This is a genomic window from Pseudomonas sp., assembly GCF_035554175.1.
Taxonomy (GTDB): Bacteria; Pseudomonadota; Gammaproteobacteria; order Pseudomonadales; family Pseudomonadaceae; genus Aquipseudomonas.
The window spans coordinates 52,739-70,034 of record NZ_DATMIV010000019.1; the positions used below are offsets into that span (position 1 = coordinate 52,739).

A 17,296-nucleotide genomic window follows, 5' to 3' on the forward strand; every position below is an offset into this window, starting at 1 on the left:
CCATTTCGGACTTGTCGCAGAGACGTGTTACTTGCCGTAGATATCGAAGGCGAAGTACTTGTCCTGGATTGCTTTGTATTTGCCGTTCTCGCGCAGGGCCGCGATGGCCGTGTTGATCTTGTCTTTCAGGGCATCGCCCTTGCGTACTGCGATACCTACGCCGTCGCCGAAGTATTTGACGTCGGTGAACGCCGGGCCGACGAACGCGAAACCTTTGCCGGCGTCGGTTTTCAGGAAGCCGTCATCGAGCAGGGTCGCATCAGCCACGGTGCCGTCGAGGCGACCGGCAGCCACGTCGAGGTAGATTTCGTTCTGCGAGCCGTACGGTTTGATCTCGGCGCCCAGTGGAGCCAGAACTTCACGGGCAAAACGCTCATGGATCGAACCGCGCTGCACGCCGATGTTCTTGCCTTTGAGCTCAGCCAGATTTTCGCTGACCTGAGTGCCGGCCTTCATGACCAGACGTGCCGGGGTGTTGTAGTACTTGTTGGTGAAGTCGACCGACTTCTTGCGATCTTCGGTGATCGACATCGACGACAGGATCGCGTCGATCTTGCGCACTTTCAGTGCCGGGATCAGCCCGTCGAACTCTTGCTCGACCCACACGCACTTGACCTTCATTTCTTCGCACAGCGCGTTGCCGATGTCGTAGTCGAAACCAACGATGCTGCCGTCCGGCGCTTTCGAGGCGAATGGAGGGTAAGCCGCTTCGATGCCGATCTTCACAGGTTTTTCGTCAGCGACGGCATTCAGCGACAGCACGGACAGTGCCAGGGCGCCAAGCAGCACAAGTTTCTTCATCTTGGGACTCCATCGGTAAAGGGCAAAAACGGCAGAGTGAGCGACAGCCCAATATGCGAATGGGTGAATCGGAAATCGGTTGCGCATCGGCGGGGAAATTTCCCAATGAAACCGCTGGCGATTTCAACGTCAGCCACGATGAGCGAGTGATCGGCATTCTAACGACAGGCCCGAAGCCGATATTTCTTCAATGCGACAACTAATTACAGATGCACCGAGAAAGCGGTTTGAGCTCATTGACAGCCTCGCAATTTCATGCAAGAGCGAAAGACAGTGAACCGATACATATTGCAAGTTGCGGGCCCATTATTCGCAAACCCTTCTAATCCGGCAAGCGCAGCGTTGTGTCTTATTCTTCACCGAGGATTTTGCGGCTCTAAAACGGGGCATGGCGTTTCCCTTCACCCCGGTTTGGAGCGCGCGGTTACACATTGGCTTGTACCGGGTAACAGAAGGAAAGGTCTCGCGGCGCAGATCGATAATTATTGGCTGGGTTGTTGCGGTTTCCTACAGGTGGCTACAGCAGCGCCTGACAGATCGCTTTCGCGAGCAGGCTCGCTCCCACAGGGGATCGGGTTCCTTCAGTTGGAATGCAGTCAACTGTGGGAGCGAGCCTGCTCGCGAAGAGGCAGGCGCGCGCCCCACGAAATCCTCAGACATAAAAAAGCCCCATCCAGCATCGCCGGACAGGGCTTCGCTACAACTATGGCTTAGGCTTACGCCACATTCATCGTCTTGTGCGTATCAATCAAATGCTGCACCACGCCCGGATCCGCCAGGGTCGAGATATCGCCCAGGCCGTCATATTCCGCCGTGGCAATCTTGCGCAGAATCCGCCGCATGATCTTGCCCGAACGGGTCTTCGGCAACCCCGGCGCCCACTGGATCACGTCCGGCGAAGCGATCGGGCCGATCTCCTTGCGCACCCAGTTCTTCAGTTCCAGACGCAATTGCTCGGTCGGTTCCTCGCCATTCTTCAACGTGACATAGACATAAATGCCCTGCCCCTTGATGTCATGCGGCACGCCTACCACAGCAGCCTCGGCAACCTTCGGATGTGCGACCATCGCACTCTCGATCTCGGCTGTGCCCATGCGGTGCCCGGAAACGTTGAGCACGTCGTCCACGCGACCAGTGATCCAGTAGTAACCATCGGCGTCACGGCGCGCGCCGTCACCGGTGAAGTACATGCCGCGGAAGGTCTTGAAGTAGGTATCGACGAAGCGGTCGTGATCGCCATACAGCGTGCGCGCCTGACCCGGCCACGAATCGAGAATCACCAGATTGCCTTCGGCCTCGCCCTCGATGATGTTGCCGAGGTTGTCGACCAGCGCCGGCACCACGCCGAAGAACGGACGTGCCGCCGAACCCGGCTTCAGCGCATGTGCACCCGGCAGCGGGCTCATCATGTTGCCGCCGGTTTCGGTCTGCCACCAGGTATCGACGATCGGGCAGCGTGATTTGCCGACATTCTTGTAGTACCAGTCCCAGGCTTCCGGGTTGATCGGCTCGCCGACCGAACCGAGCAGGCGCAGGCTGCTGCCATCGGCACCCTCGACGGCGGCCTGACCCGAAGCCATCATCGCGCGGATCGCGGTCGGCGCGGTGTAGAGGATGTTGACCTTGTGCTTGTCGATGATCTTCGCCACCCGGGTGATGTCCGGGTAGTTCGGCACGCCTTCGAAAAGTACGGTGGTCGCGCCGTTGGCCAGCGGCCCGTAAACGATGTAACTGTGGCCGGTGACCCAGCCGACGTCGGCGGTGCACCAGTAGATTTCGCCGGGGCGGTAGTCGAACACGCGCTCGTGGGTCATCGCTGCATAGAGCAGATAACCGCCGGTGGTGTGCTGAACGCCCTTCGGCTTGCCGGTGGAGCCGGAGGTATAAAGGATGAACAGCGCTTCCTCAGCGCCCATCTCTTTCGGCGCGCACACGGTGCCCGCGACTTTCATCAGGTCTTCGTACCAGATGTCGCGGTGCTGATTCCACTTGATGTCGCCACCGGTGCGCTTGCACACGATGACCTTCTGGATGCTGCTGGTTTCCGGGTTGGTCAGGGCGTCGTCGACGTTGGCCTTGAGGGAAATCTTCTTGCCGGCACGAATGCCTTCGTCAGCGGTGATCACTACTTTCGAACGGCAGTCGATGATGCGACCGGCCAGGGCTTCCGGCGAGAAGCCGCCGAACACCACCGAGTGAATCGCACCGATCCGGGTGCAGGCCAGCATGGCGACCACGGCTTCGGGGATCATCGGCATGTAAATGGTCACCACGTCGCCACGGTGCACGTCCTGACCGCGCAGGGCGTTGGCCAGCTTGCACACTTGCTCGTGCAGTTCGCGGTAGGTGATGTTGCGGCTTTCGGAAGGATCGTCGCCTTCCCAAATGATCGCGACTTGATCGCCGCGCTCGGCCAGATGACGGTCGAGGCAGTTGTAGGAAACGTTCAGGGTGCCGTCGGCAAACCACTTGATATCGACATGGTGATCGTCGAACGAGGTCTGTTTCACCGTGGTGAAAGGCTTGATCCAGTCCAGACGTTTGGCTTGCTCGCGCCAGAAGCCGTCAGGGTTGACGACCGACTGCTGGTACATGGCCTTGTAGGTCGCCTCGTCAGTCAGCGTGTTAGCCAGTACCTCGGGACGAACGGGATACAGAGAAGCCGCACTCATCTTTCCTACCTCGGTGTAATAGTTGTTTTTGTATGACCCCGTTGTAGCCGGGCGGGCTTCATAGAACCATTCGACGATGGTAGTAACAACCCCTCCCCTGCTCGCGCGCCCCTGTAGGAGCTGCCGAAGGCTGCGATCTTTTGATCTGTTTTTAAAATCAAAGTCAAAAGATCGCAGCCTTCGGCAGCTCCTACACGGAATGGGGGTGCTTGGGGGATTGTTACCAAAACCATCAAAAGTGTTTATCAAAACCGCCTCTGTTTACCCTCACCCCAGCGCCCTAAAATTCACCTCGCCAACAAGGCAAACGCGATTAACAACGTTACAGCCCCCACGAAGGCCGTTAATCCAGCTCTCCAGGTAACGCATCAAATACCCAAGCTCCACACGCAACCCTAAAAAGGTTGCGTGACCCCACTCGACCTCAAAAAGGTGAATTAGAAATGAAAGCTTTATTGGTTCTGGCCCTCAGCAGTCTGTGCGCAACCGCCATGGCGAACGAGGGTCCGGCTGATGCCACACAGCAACAACCGGTCATCGAGGAATACACTTACTCGACTCACCTGGACATCGCCAAAGTTGTATCGATGAGCGAAGTTCCGAATGTCTGTGAAGTAGTACCGGCAAAGATGGAATATGACGACTCCAAAGGCCAACGCCACATCCTGCGCTACAGCATCATGGGCAACGGCTGCACGAACTGAATCAGACTGCACCGAATCGGCTCCCTCAGCGCGACATTGAGGCTCGATTCCAGCCCGGCTTCGGTCGGGCTCAGTTGTGTCTGGAGGCGCGAAAAAGGCTTGCAAAACACTAGATATAGTGAAAAAAGCGCTTTTCTGGCTATTTTTTAAACAAAAAATCACCCGCCAAAAAATTAACGAAAAAAAATCTGCAGCGGCCGAATCCGCGCAAAGCCCTGTAATCCCTCGGTCGGATCGAAATCCACCCCCTCCTCGGCCTCGCCATGAGCCGATTCGCCGCACCACGCCGGTAAAAATTTCCCTATAATGCCGCCCCATACGGGTCAGCAATATTCCCTTACAGGGAGCAAAAGCCATTCTGAAGCCCCGCAACAGCGTCAGACGCTGATTGCGCCCATCAGAGGCTCTCGGAACCCGTCAAAATTTCTGTTTATTTGCCTGCGTGCAGCGCTGCAAAAAACGACATCCAACGCGGCTTGTTTGGCCGTGTGAAAAACCAACCCATCAGGTTTCACACGGGCACAAGCCCTCACGCAGGAGACGACACGTCATGCTGAGCTGGGACGAATTCGATAAAGAAGACAGTGAAGTCGCAACCGTGAAAGGCGCCAACGCCGGCCACGCAAGCGAAGCCAACATGGACCGCCTCGACAACGCCGGCGGCGCCGCAGCGCTCGAAGCCCGCGCCGTGACCGCCGACGACTCGGCCGCCGTGGCCCGCGCCAAGGCTGCACTGAACTCCCTCGACGTCGCCGAAGGCCTCGCCGAACTCGAAGGCGCCTCCGCCCGTGTCGCCGTTGACGAAAAGCGCATGATCAACTGCCGCGCCGACCTCAACCAACTCGTGCCATTCAAGTACGACTGGGCTTGGCAGAAATATCTGGACGGTTGCGCAAACCACTGGATGCCGCAAGAAGTCAACATGACCGCCGACATCGCCCTCTGGAAAAACCCGGAAGGCCTGACCGACGACGAGCGCCGCATCGTCATGCGCAACCTCGGCTTCTTCTCCACCGCCGACTCCCTGGTTGCCAACAATCTGGTGCTGGCCGTGTACCGCCTGATCACCAACCCGGAATGCCGCCAGTACATCCTGCGCCAGGCCTTCGAAGAAGCGATCCACACCCACGCCTACCAGTACTGCATCGAATCGCTGGCCATGGATGAAGGCGAAATCTTCAACATGTACCACGAGATCCCATCGGTCGCTAAGAAGGCAGCCTGGGGCCTGAAGTACACCCGTTCGATCTCCGATCCAAAGTTCGAGACCGGCACCCCGGAAACCGACAAAGAGTTGCTGCGCAACCTGATCGCCTACTACTGCGTTCTGGAAGGCATCTTCTTCTACTGCGGCTTCACCCAAATCCTCTCCATGGGCCGCCGCAACAAAATGACCGGCGTCGCCGAGCAGTTCCAATACATCCTGCGCGACGAATCCATGCACCTGAACTTCGGCATCGACGTGATCAACCAGATCAAAATCGAAAACCCACATTTGTGGGATGCCGAGATGAAAGAAGAAGCGACCCAGATGATTCTGCAGGGTACGCAGCTGGAGATCGAATACGCTCGCGACACCATGCCTCGCGGCGTGTTGGGCATGAACGCGGCGATGATGGAGGACTACCTGAAGTTCATCGCTAACCGTCGGTTGTCGCAGATTGGTTTGAAGGAAGAGTATCCAGGGACGACTAACCCGTTCCCTTGGATGAGCGAGATTATGGACTTGAAGAAAGAGAAGAATTTCTTTGAGACTCGGGTTATTGAGTATCAGACTGGTGGTGCGTTGAGCTGGGATTGACTCCCAAATACCTCCTTAGCTAAAAAGCTGCCATCGGCAGCTTTTTTTTGGTCTTCAATTTAATACGCCCCCCCTCCCTAACAGACAATTACCACACCATTCCGAAGGTCCTACTAGACAACGTAATGTCATAATAGTAGCTTTGCAAATTCTGCAAACCTAACAGATCGTTTTCAAACAAGGAGAGGTTTCCGATGGCAAAGTTACGACCAAGGGCCCGGATAGTTAGAACTATTGGAGACCAGTTAATTAGCGGGCCCGAAGCAGCTTTAATTGAGTTGGTTAAGAATGCCTATGATGCTGACTCACCCTACGTAAAAATTAAAATCACCCCTCCAGAAAATGGTGATTGGGAAAGCGGCTCGAGCAGCATTACCGTTTCGGATGCTGGGCATGGGATGTCTGCTAATGATTTATTAGAAAAATGGCTGGAACCAGCAACAAACGACAAAGTCACAAGAAAAACCAGCCCAACAAAAAATAGAAGAATGTTAGGCGCAAAGGGCGTAGGTCGTTTCGCCACTGCTAGACTTGGAAATAAACTTGAATTAGAAAGCACTACCGCTACGAGTGAATCGAATTTCGAAACATCACTCATGAAAGTCGACTGGCAACACTTCGAACAAGCAAAATACCTCGATGAAGTAGACATTGAAATAAATACTATTGCACCCGCAGATAAGCCAGGGGTAACGCTACGCATAAGCGATCTAAAGGATACATGGTCAGAAAGAAAACTAGTAAATCTAATTAAGGAGCTTAGAAGACTGGCTTCACCGCTTTCTTCGCAAGAGTCCGATTTCAAAATCCATCTTGACATCAGTAAGTTCGAAAAGAACGCTCACAAATTTAATGGCCTTGACCTTCTGATCAACCCCTTTGACGAAAATCCTTCGACCGAAGCTGAACAAGTAATCAGACCTCTTTCAATCGAAAATTTATTTCACTACATGCTGGAAGGTGAATTCGGCTCCGACGGCGCGTTTACAGGAACATTTTTAAATGACCGAGGCGACAAAGTAAAACACACGCTGCACTTACCGGCAAGTAAACTATTTCCGGAGGAAGACAATTGCGGCCCCGTTAAAGTCAGGTTAAATATTTATGATCGAGAAAGCGATGCTATTCAGAGCTTATTCCAAGGTTTAGGATTTGGAGCATTAGGTCGAGTAGAATCAAGAAAACTTCTAAATGAAAATATTGGAGTTGGTATTTATCGAGACGGTTTCCGCATCAGGCCATATGGGGATGCGGAAACAGACTGGCTCGAATTAGAACGCATGAGGGTACAGAACCCGTCCAAAAAACTGGGTCTTAATCAGCTGGCAGGAATCGTCACAATTGACGACGAGAGGATCTCAGGCCTAATAGAGCGCAGTAGCCGGGAAGGTTTGGAGCACAACGGATCTTTCGCCAGGCTGAAGCGACAAATAGCGGAACTTCTGTCTCATGTAGAGTCCATACGGCAAGATTTTCGTGAAAGAGCGGGTTTGAGTCGGAAGCCTAGTGGAAGCACATCTGATGTACATCACACATCAACAATGGAGGCCACGGCAAAGGCCATTGCCGAACTTCCAACAATTTACAGAGACAAAGTCGAAAAAGCGTTCATTAGAGAAACCACCGCATTAAAAACTGCAATTGAAGACTTAGAGACTTACCAGCAGGCTCTGATTTCTCATTCGTCTCTTGGCCTTGTAATAACTCAAGTTCTGCACGACGGAAGAAGATATCTTTCTGATATTTCCACTAGATCTGAGGAGATAGTTAATGACTCTCCACGCCTACTAGAAGAAAGTGATTTTGGCAATTATATACGCACCAACCTCCCAGAGAACGCTAAAAACATCCTAAGTTCGGCTGGCGGGCTCAGCTCGTTATTCAGATCACTAAATCCAGTTTCGGGAAAAAAAAGAGGCGCACCGAATAAGCAAGATATTGTAGGAACAATCAATAGATGCTTAAAGCTATTCGCTAAAGATTTTAAAACCGAAAAAATCAATGTTGATTTTGACCCACCCAATAAGAATATTTATTTTTTGGGCCACGACGGCGACTTGATGGCAGCGCTACTAAACTTGTTAGATAACGCAACGCACTGGCTATCAACTTCCCCTTCAGACAATCGGAATATAACTATACAAACTCGAGAGCAGGAAAAATATCATCAAATAATCGTTTCAAACAACGGACCAATCATTGATGAACGATATATACCCAAGCTCTTCAATGCCGGTTTTTCTTTAAAACCAGAAGGCTCCGGAATAGGGCTCGCAATCGCGCGAGAAGCGCTAAGAGCAAGCAAAGCTGATCTTGCATTTGACGACTCTGCTGAGAACACTACTTTTATCATTGAAATGGTTGCATCAAAAAATGACTGAACTCCCTCTTCCAACTTTGTATATTTTGGTGATCGAAGACGAGAAAACCATGATTGAGTCATGGATGAGAGTTTTTAATCGCCACAACCAAGACATTAAAGCTCATGGATTTAGTATCACTTTCACTGCGGCAGCTACGATCTCGGAAGCAGAAATGCTACTTGAGTCCCGCCGCTTCGATGCGGTTATCGTGGATCTTGGTCTAAGAGGTGAGGGAGCAGCTGCTGAAATAAACTCGGAAGGAAATAAGATTGTTAAATCTATAATTTCTACTCAGCCCGCTGGCGTAATAATTTACACAGGACAAACTCAAGACGCAGAAGACTTCTCCAAGTATTTCGTAAGAGTTATTGACAAAAGCGAAGGGCAGCACAAGGTTCTAGAATGGATAGCAGAAAACAAGGAAGTATTCCTCGGTATTAGAGATACTGAGGTGGCGTTCAGAAGTGAAACCGCACGCGTTTTCTTTAGCCAAGTATGGCAACGTTGGAAGTTTTGGACAGACGGTGCTAAAGCGTCTGGGACTAAAATCTCTAATTCCGTCGCACGTCATATTCTTGCACATGTACATGATGTGCTGTTAAGCGCAGACGAGGATAAAACACACCCTGAGGAGGCTTATTTTCTCCCACCGCTCAAACTAAGACTAGATACAGGGGACATCGTAACTATTGATGATGAGAAATGGATCGTCGTCAGCCCTAGGTGCGACCTCGCCAACCCGACGAAAGTTGACACCATATTGTTAGCAAGATGCATCGAACATTCTGAAGCGTGGAACGCAGCCACAAAAGACAATCAAAAAAATAGAATAATTCAACACGAATCATCCCCTAAACAGCACTTCCTCTTCCCGCTAAGGGACAATGATGGCGTCGCCCATGGTCCTTGGATGGTCCAGTTTCACAATATAAAATCACTTCCAACTGCCGAAGCGATGGAGAAGTTACCTAGCCAACGATTCGCATCATTGTCACCACTTTTTGTTCCATCTCTCGTTGAGCGTTTTGGGAGTTATTTTAGTAGAATTGGAACACCCGGATTTTCTAGCTGAGTTTCTTCCCCGCATCTTTGGATGCGGGGATTTTTTCGTCCGTTTACGCTAGCGAGCAACTTCCACGCTCAATAAAAGCGCATGTATTATTTCTGCTATTTTTTTCGCCAATAGCGGTGGAACCGCATTCCCTACCTGATGGAACTGCTGAGTTCTGTTTCCTAAAAAAAGATAATTATCAGGAAAAGTCTGAAGCCTAGCCGCTTCCCTTACTGTCAAGCTACGACATTGATTTACGTCGTAATGAATGAAATAATGACCGTCCTTAGAGATATGACTAGTTATTGTTGACGATGGCGAGCTCTTTATTTGCACTTTAAATCGATCACAAAACTTTCCAGTTTTCCAATTTTTATGATCCGGCGCCAGACCAGGCAGATCAAAATCAGAATGACCCTTTGGCGATCTATCATGTGCTTGTGCGAATGCAGCTGCAAATGCATAACGTTTCAAATCAGATGTCATGTGACCACGTGCTTGGTGATTCAACCAAACACTTAAACGCTCATCCCTAAACCATGCGTCTAGATTTGCGCGACCGGTACTTCCGCTGCACCCCGTAGTAATTTTCTGCTGTTGCAACCCTGTTTCAAGATGCCCTCCCCGGAAAGATGCAAGCGCAATACTCAATCTGCTTTCCAAAGCTGGATCCCTAGGCATCTTCTTTAAACAGGAATTATACAGATCTTCAATATGCTTCAATACTTCGGCACACCAAGCATATGGTGTATCCTTCGTTTTGGTAAGCGTACTTCTCAATTTCGGAAGATTCCCAATCAAATCCTCCACAGTTGCACCTTTCTCCGGCTTCAAAAAAATATTGTTTAACCCCTTCGGAAAATCATCCGAAACTCCTACTAGAATAACTCTATGCCGCCCTTGCGGAATCCCATATTCCTCCGCCTTAATTACGTAGTTTTTGTAGTTCACGCCACGCGGATCGTCTCCACTTTCAAACACTTCGTCAGTGACCAATGAACAGATTTTATATTTTGTCCTACCTGTATCTGGAACACCTAACGCAGCGTCCGGATCAGAAAGATCTTGGAGTATTTTCGGAAAGATGAATTCACCATTCACTTTGGACGACAATATCCCCTTAACATTCTCCATCACAAAAACCGCAGGCCGTTTGCGTTGAATAATCCTCAAATATTCTAGGTATAAAAAATGCCGATGATCCTCTTCTGGTCTATACTCAGCTTTTCCACGATTTCTTGAGCGTCCTACGAGTGAGTATGCTTGGCATGGAGGCCCTCCAATCAAAACCCATCTTTTATCACTTTTAAGTTCGGAATCTAAAACGCTATCTAGTTCCTCATTACCTTCCGGACTACCAAGTCTGATTAGTCTGGCCTCGCTCTCTGCGGCATCCCAGTACTTCTTCGTTTTATCCGTCCAAGGCTTTGTTACTTCGCCTCTCTCGCAAAACTTATAATAGTCAGCCAACGCCTCTTGGCAGTGATTTTTTATCTTTCTATAGTATGCTCTAAGCCTCAAAGTAGCGTGCGCTGCAGGATCAATTTCTGCGGAAACTACTGTTTTAAAAGCTTCCCCATTGTTCACGGAGGAGAAACCTTCTCCCAGTCCTCCGGGGCCGGCGAATAGGTCTACTATTTGCCAAGGTTCACGTTTACTCATCGGGTATTTCTACTTCAGGATGTGGGGAATGGACGTCGTCGACAAAGCAACGCGATCTAAAATCATGAGCAAAATCAAAGGAAAGAATACTCGTCCAGAGATGATCGTCAGAAAATTTCTCCATGCAAATGGCTATCGATTCAGGCTCCATCGGAAAGATCTTCCTGGGAATCCTGACATTGTACTTCCGAAATTGAGGGTCTGTATATTTGTCCATGGTTGCTTTTGGCACCTTCACAAAAACTGCAAATTCTCAACCCTACCTAAAACCCGTCCAGAATACTGGCTAGAAAAACTTACAAAGAATACCGAGCGTGATTCAAAAAACGAGAGTCGATTGCAGCAGGCGGGGTGGACCGTACTTACCATTTGGGAATGTGACCTTGACAAAGGCTCTCTCGTACTTGACAGCCTCCTAACGGTACTCAACTCTATAAAGCGGGCGTCTCGTTCGGATTCAATTTCTTAAGGTGCTTCTGTACACTGCGAACAATCCGGCTACGTGAGGGGGAGCAAATACAAGACTTAAAAGGAGAACTCTGGTTGCGCATGCCCGACACGTCTGAGCCTTTTTTTACAAACTCGATTTACTTGCATGCATACCCTTCTGGTGGAAAATCACGCGTACTCCGCGTCCATGATGCCAAACCTTTTGATGAGCAGATATCCTTTGTGAGCGCATGTCACGCAAACTCTATGCCGGTGATCGGTACATGATGTTACGTACAAATCGACGGCTTACCGAAGACCGCTAAATGGTAAGTGAATTCGGGCGTGTACGCGTTTCTCGTCCATAACACCGCCCTGATATCGACAGCTTCGCGAATGGCTGACACATTAGGGCGTACCTGCAAAGCGTGAAGCCTGCACGTTGCGCTCGATCGAACGTCCGACATCGAGCGTTCTGAAAGGGCCGCAGATTTCATTCACAATATTGAGCTGCCAAGATGAGCCGAGGATTCGATTGCGGGATATGCTTGGTTTGATGGCGCTCGATACATTGAATCGGCGCGAATTCTGTTAGTGTAGTCATCACGATCGCTACGTGCACTCCAATTGTTTCTAAGCCCTCTGTATGAGTTTCAAGGCGGCTGTTTTTGCAGTGAGTCCAAATCCGAGTAACACTACCTTGAAAATAGCAAGCTCGTTAGTCAGTAATATATTTACTTCATATCCGCGTAAGATCTGAGAAGAAATGACTTTACCAAGCAAACAACCCTAACACTTAAACATTAATTAAATTAGTACCCACGCCAGACATCTTCAAAACTTATCTCCACAGAAGAATATCTAAAAGTATAGGGTATGGCGACAAATGGATAGGTCATTTCAACCTCATCTTTAATGCGAGAATGAAGCTCCCTAAAGACACTACAAGCTGGCCCAACCTCAGTCCTCAACCTCATAAATTGCGGCCATGTCGCTACCGCAACACGACTGTCTTTCATTTTAAATCCATAAGCACCAGTACGCGCGACCGACTGAGATATCGCAAACAAGTAAATCCCAGCAATACCTTGATCCCCTTTCAGTTTCAATCGCAAACTCTTAGCAACACCTTCATCCCCGTATCGGTCTATCCAGTTCGAAACCTTACTCCCCCACCCTTCCAACTCCTTAGCGAGATTACTAGCTTTACTTCTTAGACTTCTAACATCATTCGTAAAATAATCTTGCCATTTTAATTGAAATAAAGCCAACTCTCCGGTCACCGAATCAAATATAGCTCCATCAATATCAGTTAAAAAAACACCATCGATACGTAAATTTACATTCCCTTTGACAAGTTCATATCTATTGCCTCCAAAAATACCGTAAAGATTTGACCTCTGCCAATTTTCGCGGTATTTAGCCAAAGCATTCTCAATTCTAGAGTTTCGCCATTGAAAAAGCTTTATCAACGATGCGAAAGGATTACTGTTAACGCACCAAACCGGCATTATTATCTGTTCATTCCCCAACCCAATAAGCAGAGGCGAAAAAGGTGTTGTATTACCTTTAATACAGCCAATATCCTCAGGAAAGAACGTAATACCATCGACCATTCTAGCCACGGCATCCCTGTCAAGCCTAGACAAAATCTTAACGGTTTCTATCAGCTCAACCCTTGACTTCCATATAGTTAAGCTTTGCTCAATTAATATTTCTGGATATTTCTCCACTGAAATCCCCAGAAAAGCTAAGTGCTTCAAATGCAAACTTAGGACAGCTGCAACAACAATACTTAATTCGAATCCGGTGCCAGCATCCAATTCAACAGCAGGATGTATTCCGGCTTCATCGCGCCATGCTATAACCATCTCTAATGCAATAGAAAAAAAATGAGCGTCCGTTTCCGGAATCGCATCATAGGCCATCATTATTCCAAAACCAGAGTTCCAAGGTTTTACTAGCGGAGACATTAACTCTCTTATATTCTCTGATCGCATTGCCCTTAACTCGGGTATAACGACCTTACCATGAAATGCCCCGAGCTTTTCCGGCATAATATCCACATCGGTAAATTCCGTGAGACTCCATCCATTATAGACCTCACCAAACTTCCCCTCCAAACTCAAAGCAAGCTCATTAAGAAACTCATACTCTAGATTATCTAAAACTTGAGAATCAGATACGCCGAGCCTTCGAAACACATACTTTCCATCTACAATTTCCCCTTCTAACATTCCCGAATCCAACATATCAGCTACCCGCCGAAGGAGTATACACCGCCCAAACCTGTGCAAGACATTCAATGCATTAGCCCTTGTTTTACTGGTACTTTCAAACATAGGAAAACCAGGTGCTGACAACTTTGAAAAATAATACTCAGCGGCTAGATTCCACCCCCATCCTATCATCGTAAATATCGGCCCAGGCAACTGCGACTCTTTAGACAAACTTGAGTTAAAAGTAGACCAATACCCTAAAACACGTGTCATCTCTAAAAAGAACAGATGCTTCGCTATAGGGTCTAGAGGAGTAACATTAAGAACCTCGGCAAGCTCCTTGTCAGCGATATCCAATATAAACTCTTTCATTTCACCGCCCCCCCAAAAAACAATCACTTACCAGATCTTAATTACAACAAAAAACGCTTCCCAAGCTAAATAAACCAGCCTCATTACTATACCACTCTCGTAAGAGGCGTCAGCAGAAGGTATAACGGAATCCCCCACTCAAGGATCCGAGCCCCACCATGAAATTCGATCTCGCCTACTGCCTCAGCCTCGACGACAAGTTGTCGATCTATGACGTTCGCGATCTTAATTTCGATGAGACGGTGGCGTTTGACTCGGCGAAGGAACACTTCCAGTGCCCCAACGATGCCTGTCGGTCGGCGTTCGAGGCTTCCAATGAGTTGGGTACGTTCAACGCCAAGAACGTGAACTACGTGCGCACGCCGCACTTCAAGAATCTGCCGACTACGCAGCATGTGGCGGGTTGTCCGTATGTGAGTTTGAAGGCGTCGGCTTCTGACGTTGAGACGGCGGATGGCGAGGTGGATGACGCTCGTGAGGAGCACTTCCCGTCACAGCTGTTGCTGACCCGGCGTGAGTATGTGCGCAAGCCTGTCGCGCCGGCGGGGGCGGCGGATGTGTTGCGCAATGATCCGGTGCGGGTGGCGGTGGACAGTGTTAAAGAGTCGGCGGGTCGTGAGTCGGCGCCGGACAAGACCAGTGTGTTTGCGCATCCGGTGGAGTGTTTTGTTTCCAACTTCGCCGACAAGGATTTGCTCAAGCGGATGCCATTGAAGATTGGCGAGCATACGGCGTCGTACAGTTCGTTCTTCAAGAAGATCGAGTATCTGACGGACAACAAGGGGCTGATTTACTGGGGGCGGATCAAGAAGATCGAGGACTTCCACAGCGCCAGTTTTCGTGTCGATTTCGAGGACAAGGTCTGGTTCAAGAAGCCTGAAGACAGTAAGAAGAAGCCGTATCCGGTCAGCGTTTATCTGAACAAGAAGCTGATCGACAACTACCGCAAGCGCAAGGCGTTTCTGGAAGAGATCAAGCATGCGGTGGATAGCGACAAGGCGTTGTTCTGTTTCTTCTATGGGGTGACGCCGGAGTTGAAGCAGGTGCCGGGCAAGAAGAACCCCGAAAAGCCGTTCGAGGTCTTCAATGCCAATATCGAGAACCTGGATCACTTCATTATTCGGGAAGCACCGGGGCTGGAATAATGATCAGTTGATGTGTAGCCCTTCCTCAAACGCACGGATTTCTCGCTCAGCTTCCTTACGTCGCTCAAGTGCAGCCTGAACGCGCAATCCAGCACGGATCCTGGCACGCATGCTATCCGGTATCCGCCCGAACCATGGCGCGGCCAGTGGGGTGCAGCTCAGCACTCGTGTAGAACTGGGTGGTGCCATCCGATGCCCACCGAAGGAAAGCTCCTCAGTCTGTGTCAGACCTTTCTGAACATGCCCGACGCCCATCAATCCCCGAAGCATTGGGCCGACCAGTTACACATAAGCTTACGTACCTTTAACAGATTGTTTCGGCGACAGACCGGACTCAGTTTTCGCCAGTGGCAGAGCCCTGGAATTCGGCTACGAGAGCCCGGCGGCATTTTCGACCATGTTTAGGCGAGGACTGGGTCAGGCACCGTCCGTCTGGTTGCAGCCGGCGAACCAGGGAAATTCGAAAATTGCATTTGATCCCGGCCAAAAACAACTGTACAAAAACACAGTACATTTTCAATCAGCACTTTTGAGCCCGGAGCACACCATGGCCTCTCTTGCGATGAACCACGTCCTCGAACGCATTGCCCTTTTCCAGTTCACCCCGACCCACTGCGTCCAGGCACGCGCCATGCTGGGCTGGAGCGTTGAACAACTGTCACGCGAGGCCGAGGTTGCAGTTGCGGATATCCAGCGGTTCGAAGCGCAGCAGGACGTGGCGGATGCCGCAAGGCTGGCACTGGCTTATCGGTTCGAGGCGCAAGGGTTGGTGTTCTTCCCGGGGTTTGCACCAGGACGCAGTGTCAGGGCGCAGGGTATGTCGGGGGAATCGGTGGGGCGTGGGGATTTTGCGATGGCTGAGTAAGCTGGCGAGGGGGATGCCCCTCACCAACTGAACAAATCACGCGCTCTGTACCACTGCATCACTCTCCTCCTCCACCGCCATCCACCAAGCGCTCCCCCGTTCTGGTTGCGCAATGTTGAACGCTTCACCCATTCGCGGTGTGGTAATCGCAATACTGCGTTCCCAGGCGAGGGCGAGGATGCGGTCGAAGGGTTCGTGCCAGGCGTGCATGGACAGGTCGAAGGTGCCGTTGTGGATCGGGAAGAGCCAGCGGCCCTTGAGGTCGATGTGGGCTTGCAGGGTTTCTTCCGGCTGCATGTGCACGTGGGGCCATTCGACGTTGTAGGCGCCGGTTTCCATCAGGGTCAGATCGAACGGGCCGTATTGTTCGCCGATGCGTTTAAAGCCATCGAAGTAGCCGCTGTCGCCGCTGAAGAATATGCGCGTGTCGCCATCGATCATCACCCATGACGCCCACAAGGTGCTGTTGCCATCGAACAGGCCCCGCCCGGAGAAATGCTGCGACGGCGTGGCGATGAAACGGATACCGGCGATTTCGGTGCCCTGCCACCAGTCGTATTGGCGCACCTTGCTGGCGTCGATCCCCCATTTGATCAGGGTGTCGCCTACGCCCAGCGGGGTCAGGAAGTACGTGGTTTTGGCGGCGAGTTTGAGTACCGCCTTGTAGTCGAGATGGTCGTAATGATTGTGCGAGAGGATCACCGCTTCGATTGGCGGTAACTGGTCAATGCTGATCGGTGGCTGGTGGAAACGTTTTGGGCCAGCCCATTGCACCGGTGATGCGCGCTCGGCGAATACCGGGTCGGTGATCCAGAACTTGTCGCGCATCTTCAGCAACAGCGTCGAATGCCCTAATCGGTAAACGCTGTGATTGGGCGCTGCGAGCAGATCTTCGCGAGTCAGCGGCTGCACGGGGATGGCGCCGCGCGGACGGGTGTTGCGCGGTTTATGGAAAAGCATGTTCCACATGATCCGCAGCATTTTGCGCAAGCCCTCGCGCTGTACGGGTGCATGGTTGCGAAACAGCCCTTGATCCTGTCGAGAGGCTTCAGGCGTGGGAGTGTTATCCGGGAGAGAGACTGGATTGGCCATGACTGAACGACTCCGAAAAACCGTGTGCTGCACGGTGTTCCACGGGAAATGAAAATGGCCAGGCTGCACGCGAAGGCCAGACGCTCTGGTTTGTAGGGTGCGAGGATTAACGCAACATTA

Annotated in this window: 12 protein-coding genes and 1 pseudogene; 8 read left to right on the plus strand and 5 right to left on the minus strand. The window is 50.8% G+C overall.

Translation table 11 applies throughout. The features are described 5' to 3' along the window. Positions 1 to 27 precede the first annotated feature (27 nt). Both aotJ and acs read right to left on the minus strand, forming a co-directional pair. Complete coding sequence (gene aotJ / locus VNV36_RS08575) at positions 28 to 801, minus strand: L-arginine-binding protein AotJ (RefSeq protein WP_325717384.1); 774 nt, start codon at positions 799 to 801, stop codon at positions 28 to 30. 716 nt (positions 802 to 1,517) lie between these two features. Then, entirely contained in the window at positions 1,518 to 3,473 is a 1,956-nt protein-coding gene (acs, locus tag VNV36_RS08580; protein WP_016773581.1) for an acetate--CoA ligase, read from the minus strand. Positions 3,474 to 3,916: 443 nt separating this feature from the next. Here acs and VNV36_RS08585 point away from each other — a divergent pair, with 443 nt between their 5' ends. The 4 genes from VNV36_RS08585 to VNV36_RS08600 all read left to right on the plus strand — a co-directional run bounded on the left by VNV36_RS08585 (position 3,917) and on the right by VNV36_RS08600 (position 9,413). Then, positions 3,917 to 4,177 carry a DUF2790 domain-containing protein gene (locus VNV36_RS08585; RefSeq protein ID WP_325717385.1) on the plus strand — a complete coding sequence of 87 codons (261 nt, stop codon included), beginning with the start codon at positions 3,917 to 3,919 and terminating at the stop codon, positions 4,175 to 4,177. 550 nt (positions 4,178 to 4,727) lie between these two features. Continuing rightward, the gene (locus tag VNV36_RS08590; protein WP_016773579.1) at positions 4,728 to 5,978 is read left to right on the plus strand and encodes a ribonucleotide-diphosphate reductase subunit beta; all 1,251 of its coding nucleotides are present in this window, start codon (positions 4,728 to 4,730) and stop codon (positions 5,976 to 5,978) included. 194 nt (positions 5,979 to 6,172) lie between these two features. Further along, positions 6,173 to 8,359, plus strand: coding sequence for an ATP-binding protein (locus tag VNV36_RS08595; RefSeq protein ID WP_325717386.1), 2,187 nt, complete (start codon positions 6,173 to 6,175; stop codon positions 8,357 to 8,359). Beyond that, a complete protein-coding gene (locus VNV36_RS08600) occupies positions 8,352 to 9,413 on the plus strand; it encodes a histidine kinase (RefSeq protein WP_325717387.1) in 1,062 nt (353 codons plus the stop codon). The genes VNV36_RS08595 and VNV36_RS08600 overlap by 8 nt, the downstream gene beginning before the upstream one ends. A 48-nt stretch (positions 9,414 to 9,461) precedes the next feature. Here VNV36_RS08600 and VNV36_RS08605 read toward each other — a convergent pair whose 3' ends face one another. After that, complete coding sequence (locus VNV36_RS08605) at positions 9,462 to 11,054, minus strand: DNA cytosine methyltransferase (protein ID WP_325717388.1); 1,593 nt, start codon at positions 11,052 to 11,054, stop codon at positions 9,462 to 9,464. 28 nt (positions 11,055 to 11,082) lie between these two features. On the opposite strand from VNV36_RS08605, the gene VNV36_RS08610 reads away from it, so the two are divergent. Next, positions 11,083 to 11,523 (plus strand): very short patch repair endonuclease, encoded by a 441-nt coding sequence (locus VNV36_RS08610; RefSeq protein WP_325717389.1) that lies wholly within the window; start codon positions 11,083 to 11,085, stop codon positions 11,521 to 11,523. A 772-nt stretch (positions 11,524 to 12,295) separates the two neighbouring features. Here VNV36_RS08610 and VNV36_RS08615 read toward each other — a convergent pair. Continuing rightward, entirely contained in the window at positions 12,296 to 14,074 is a 1,779-nt protein-coding gene (locus tag VNV36_RS08615; protein WP_325717390.1) for a hypothetical protein, read from the minus strand. A 158-nt stretch (positions 14,075 to 14,232) separates the two neighbouring features. Here VNV36_RS08615 and VNV36_RS08620 point away from each other — a divergent pair, with 158 nt between their 5' ends. From VNV36_RS08620 to VNV36_RS08630, 3 genes and pseudogenes are all read left to right on the plus strand, one after another. Continuing rightward, entirely contained in the window at positions 14,233 to 15,219 is a 987-nt protein-coding gene (locus VNV36_RS08620) for a hypothetical protein (RefSeq protein WP_325717391.1), read from the plus strand. A gap of 189 nt (positions 15,220 to 15,408) precedes the next feature. Continuing rightward, positions 15,409 to 15,667 (plus strand): annotated as a pseudogene (locus VNV36_RS08625) (helix-turn-helix domain-containing protein); the annotation flags it as partial. 99 nt (positions 15,668 to 15,766) lie between these two features. Further along, entirely contained in the window at positions 15,767 to 16,084 is a 318-nt protein-coding gene (locus VNV36_RS08630) for a helix-turn-helix domain-containing protein (protein WP_024014027.1), read from the plus strand. Between the two features lie 36 nt (positions 16,085 to 16,120). Here the strand turns inward: VNV36_RS08630 and VNV36_RS08635 are convergent, their stop codons facing one another. After that, positions 16,121 to 17,176 (minus strand): MBL fold metallo-hydrolase, encoded by a 1,056-nt coding sequence (locus tag VNV36_RS08635; protein WP_325717392.1) that lies wholly within the window; start codon positions 17,174 to 17,176, stop codon positions 16,121 to 16,123. Between the last annotated feature and the right edge of the window lie 120 nt (positions 17,177 to 17,296).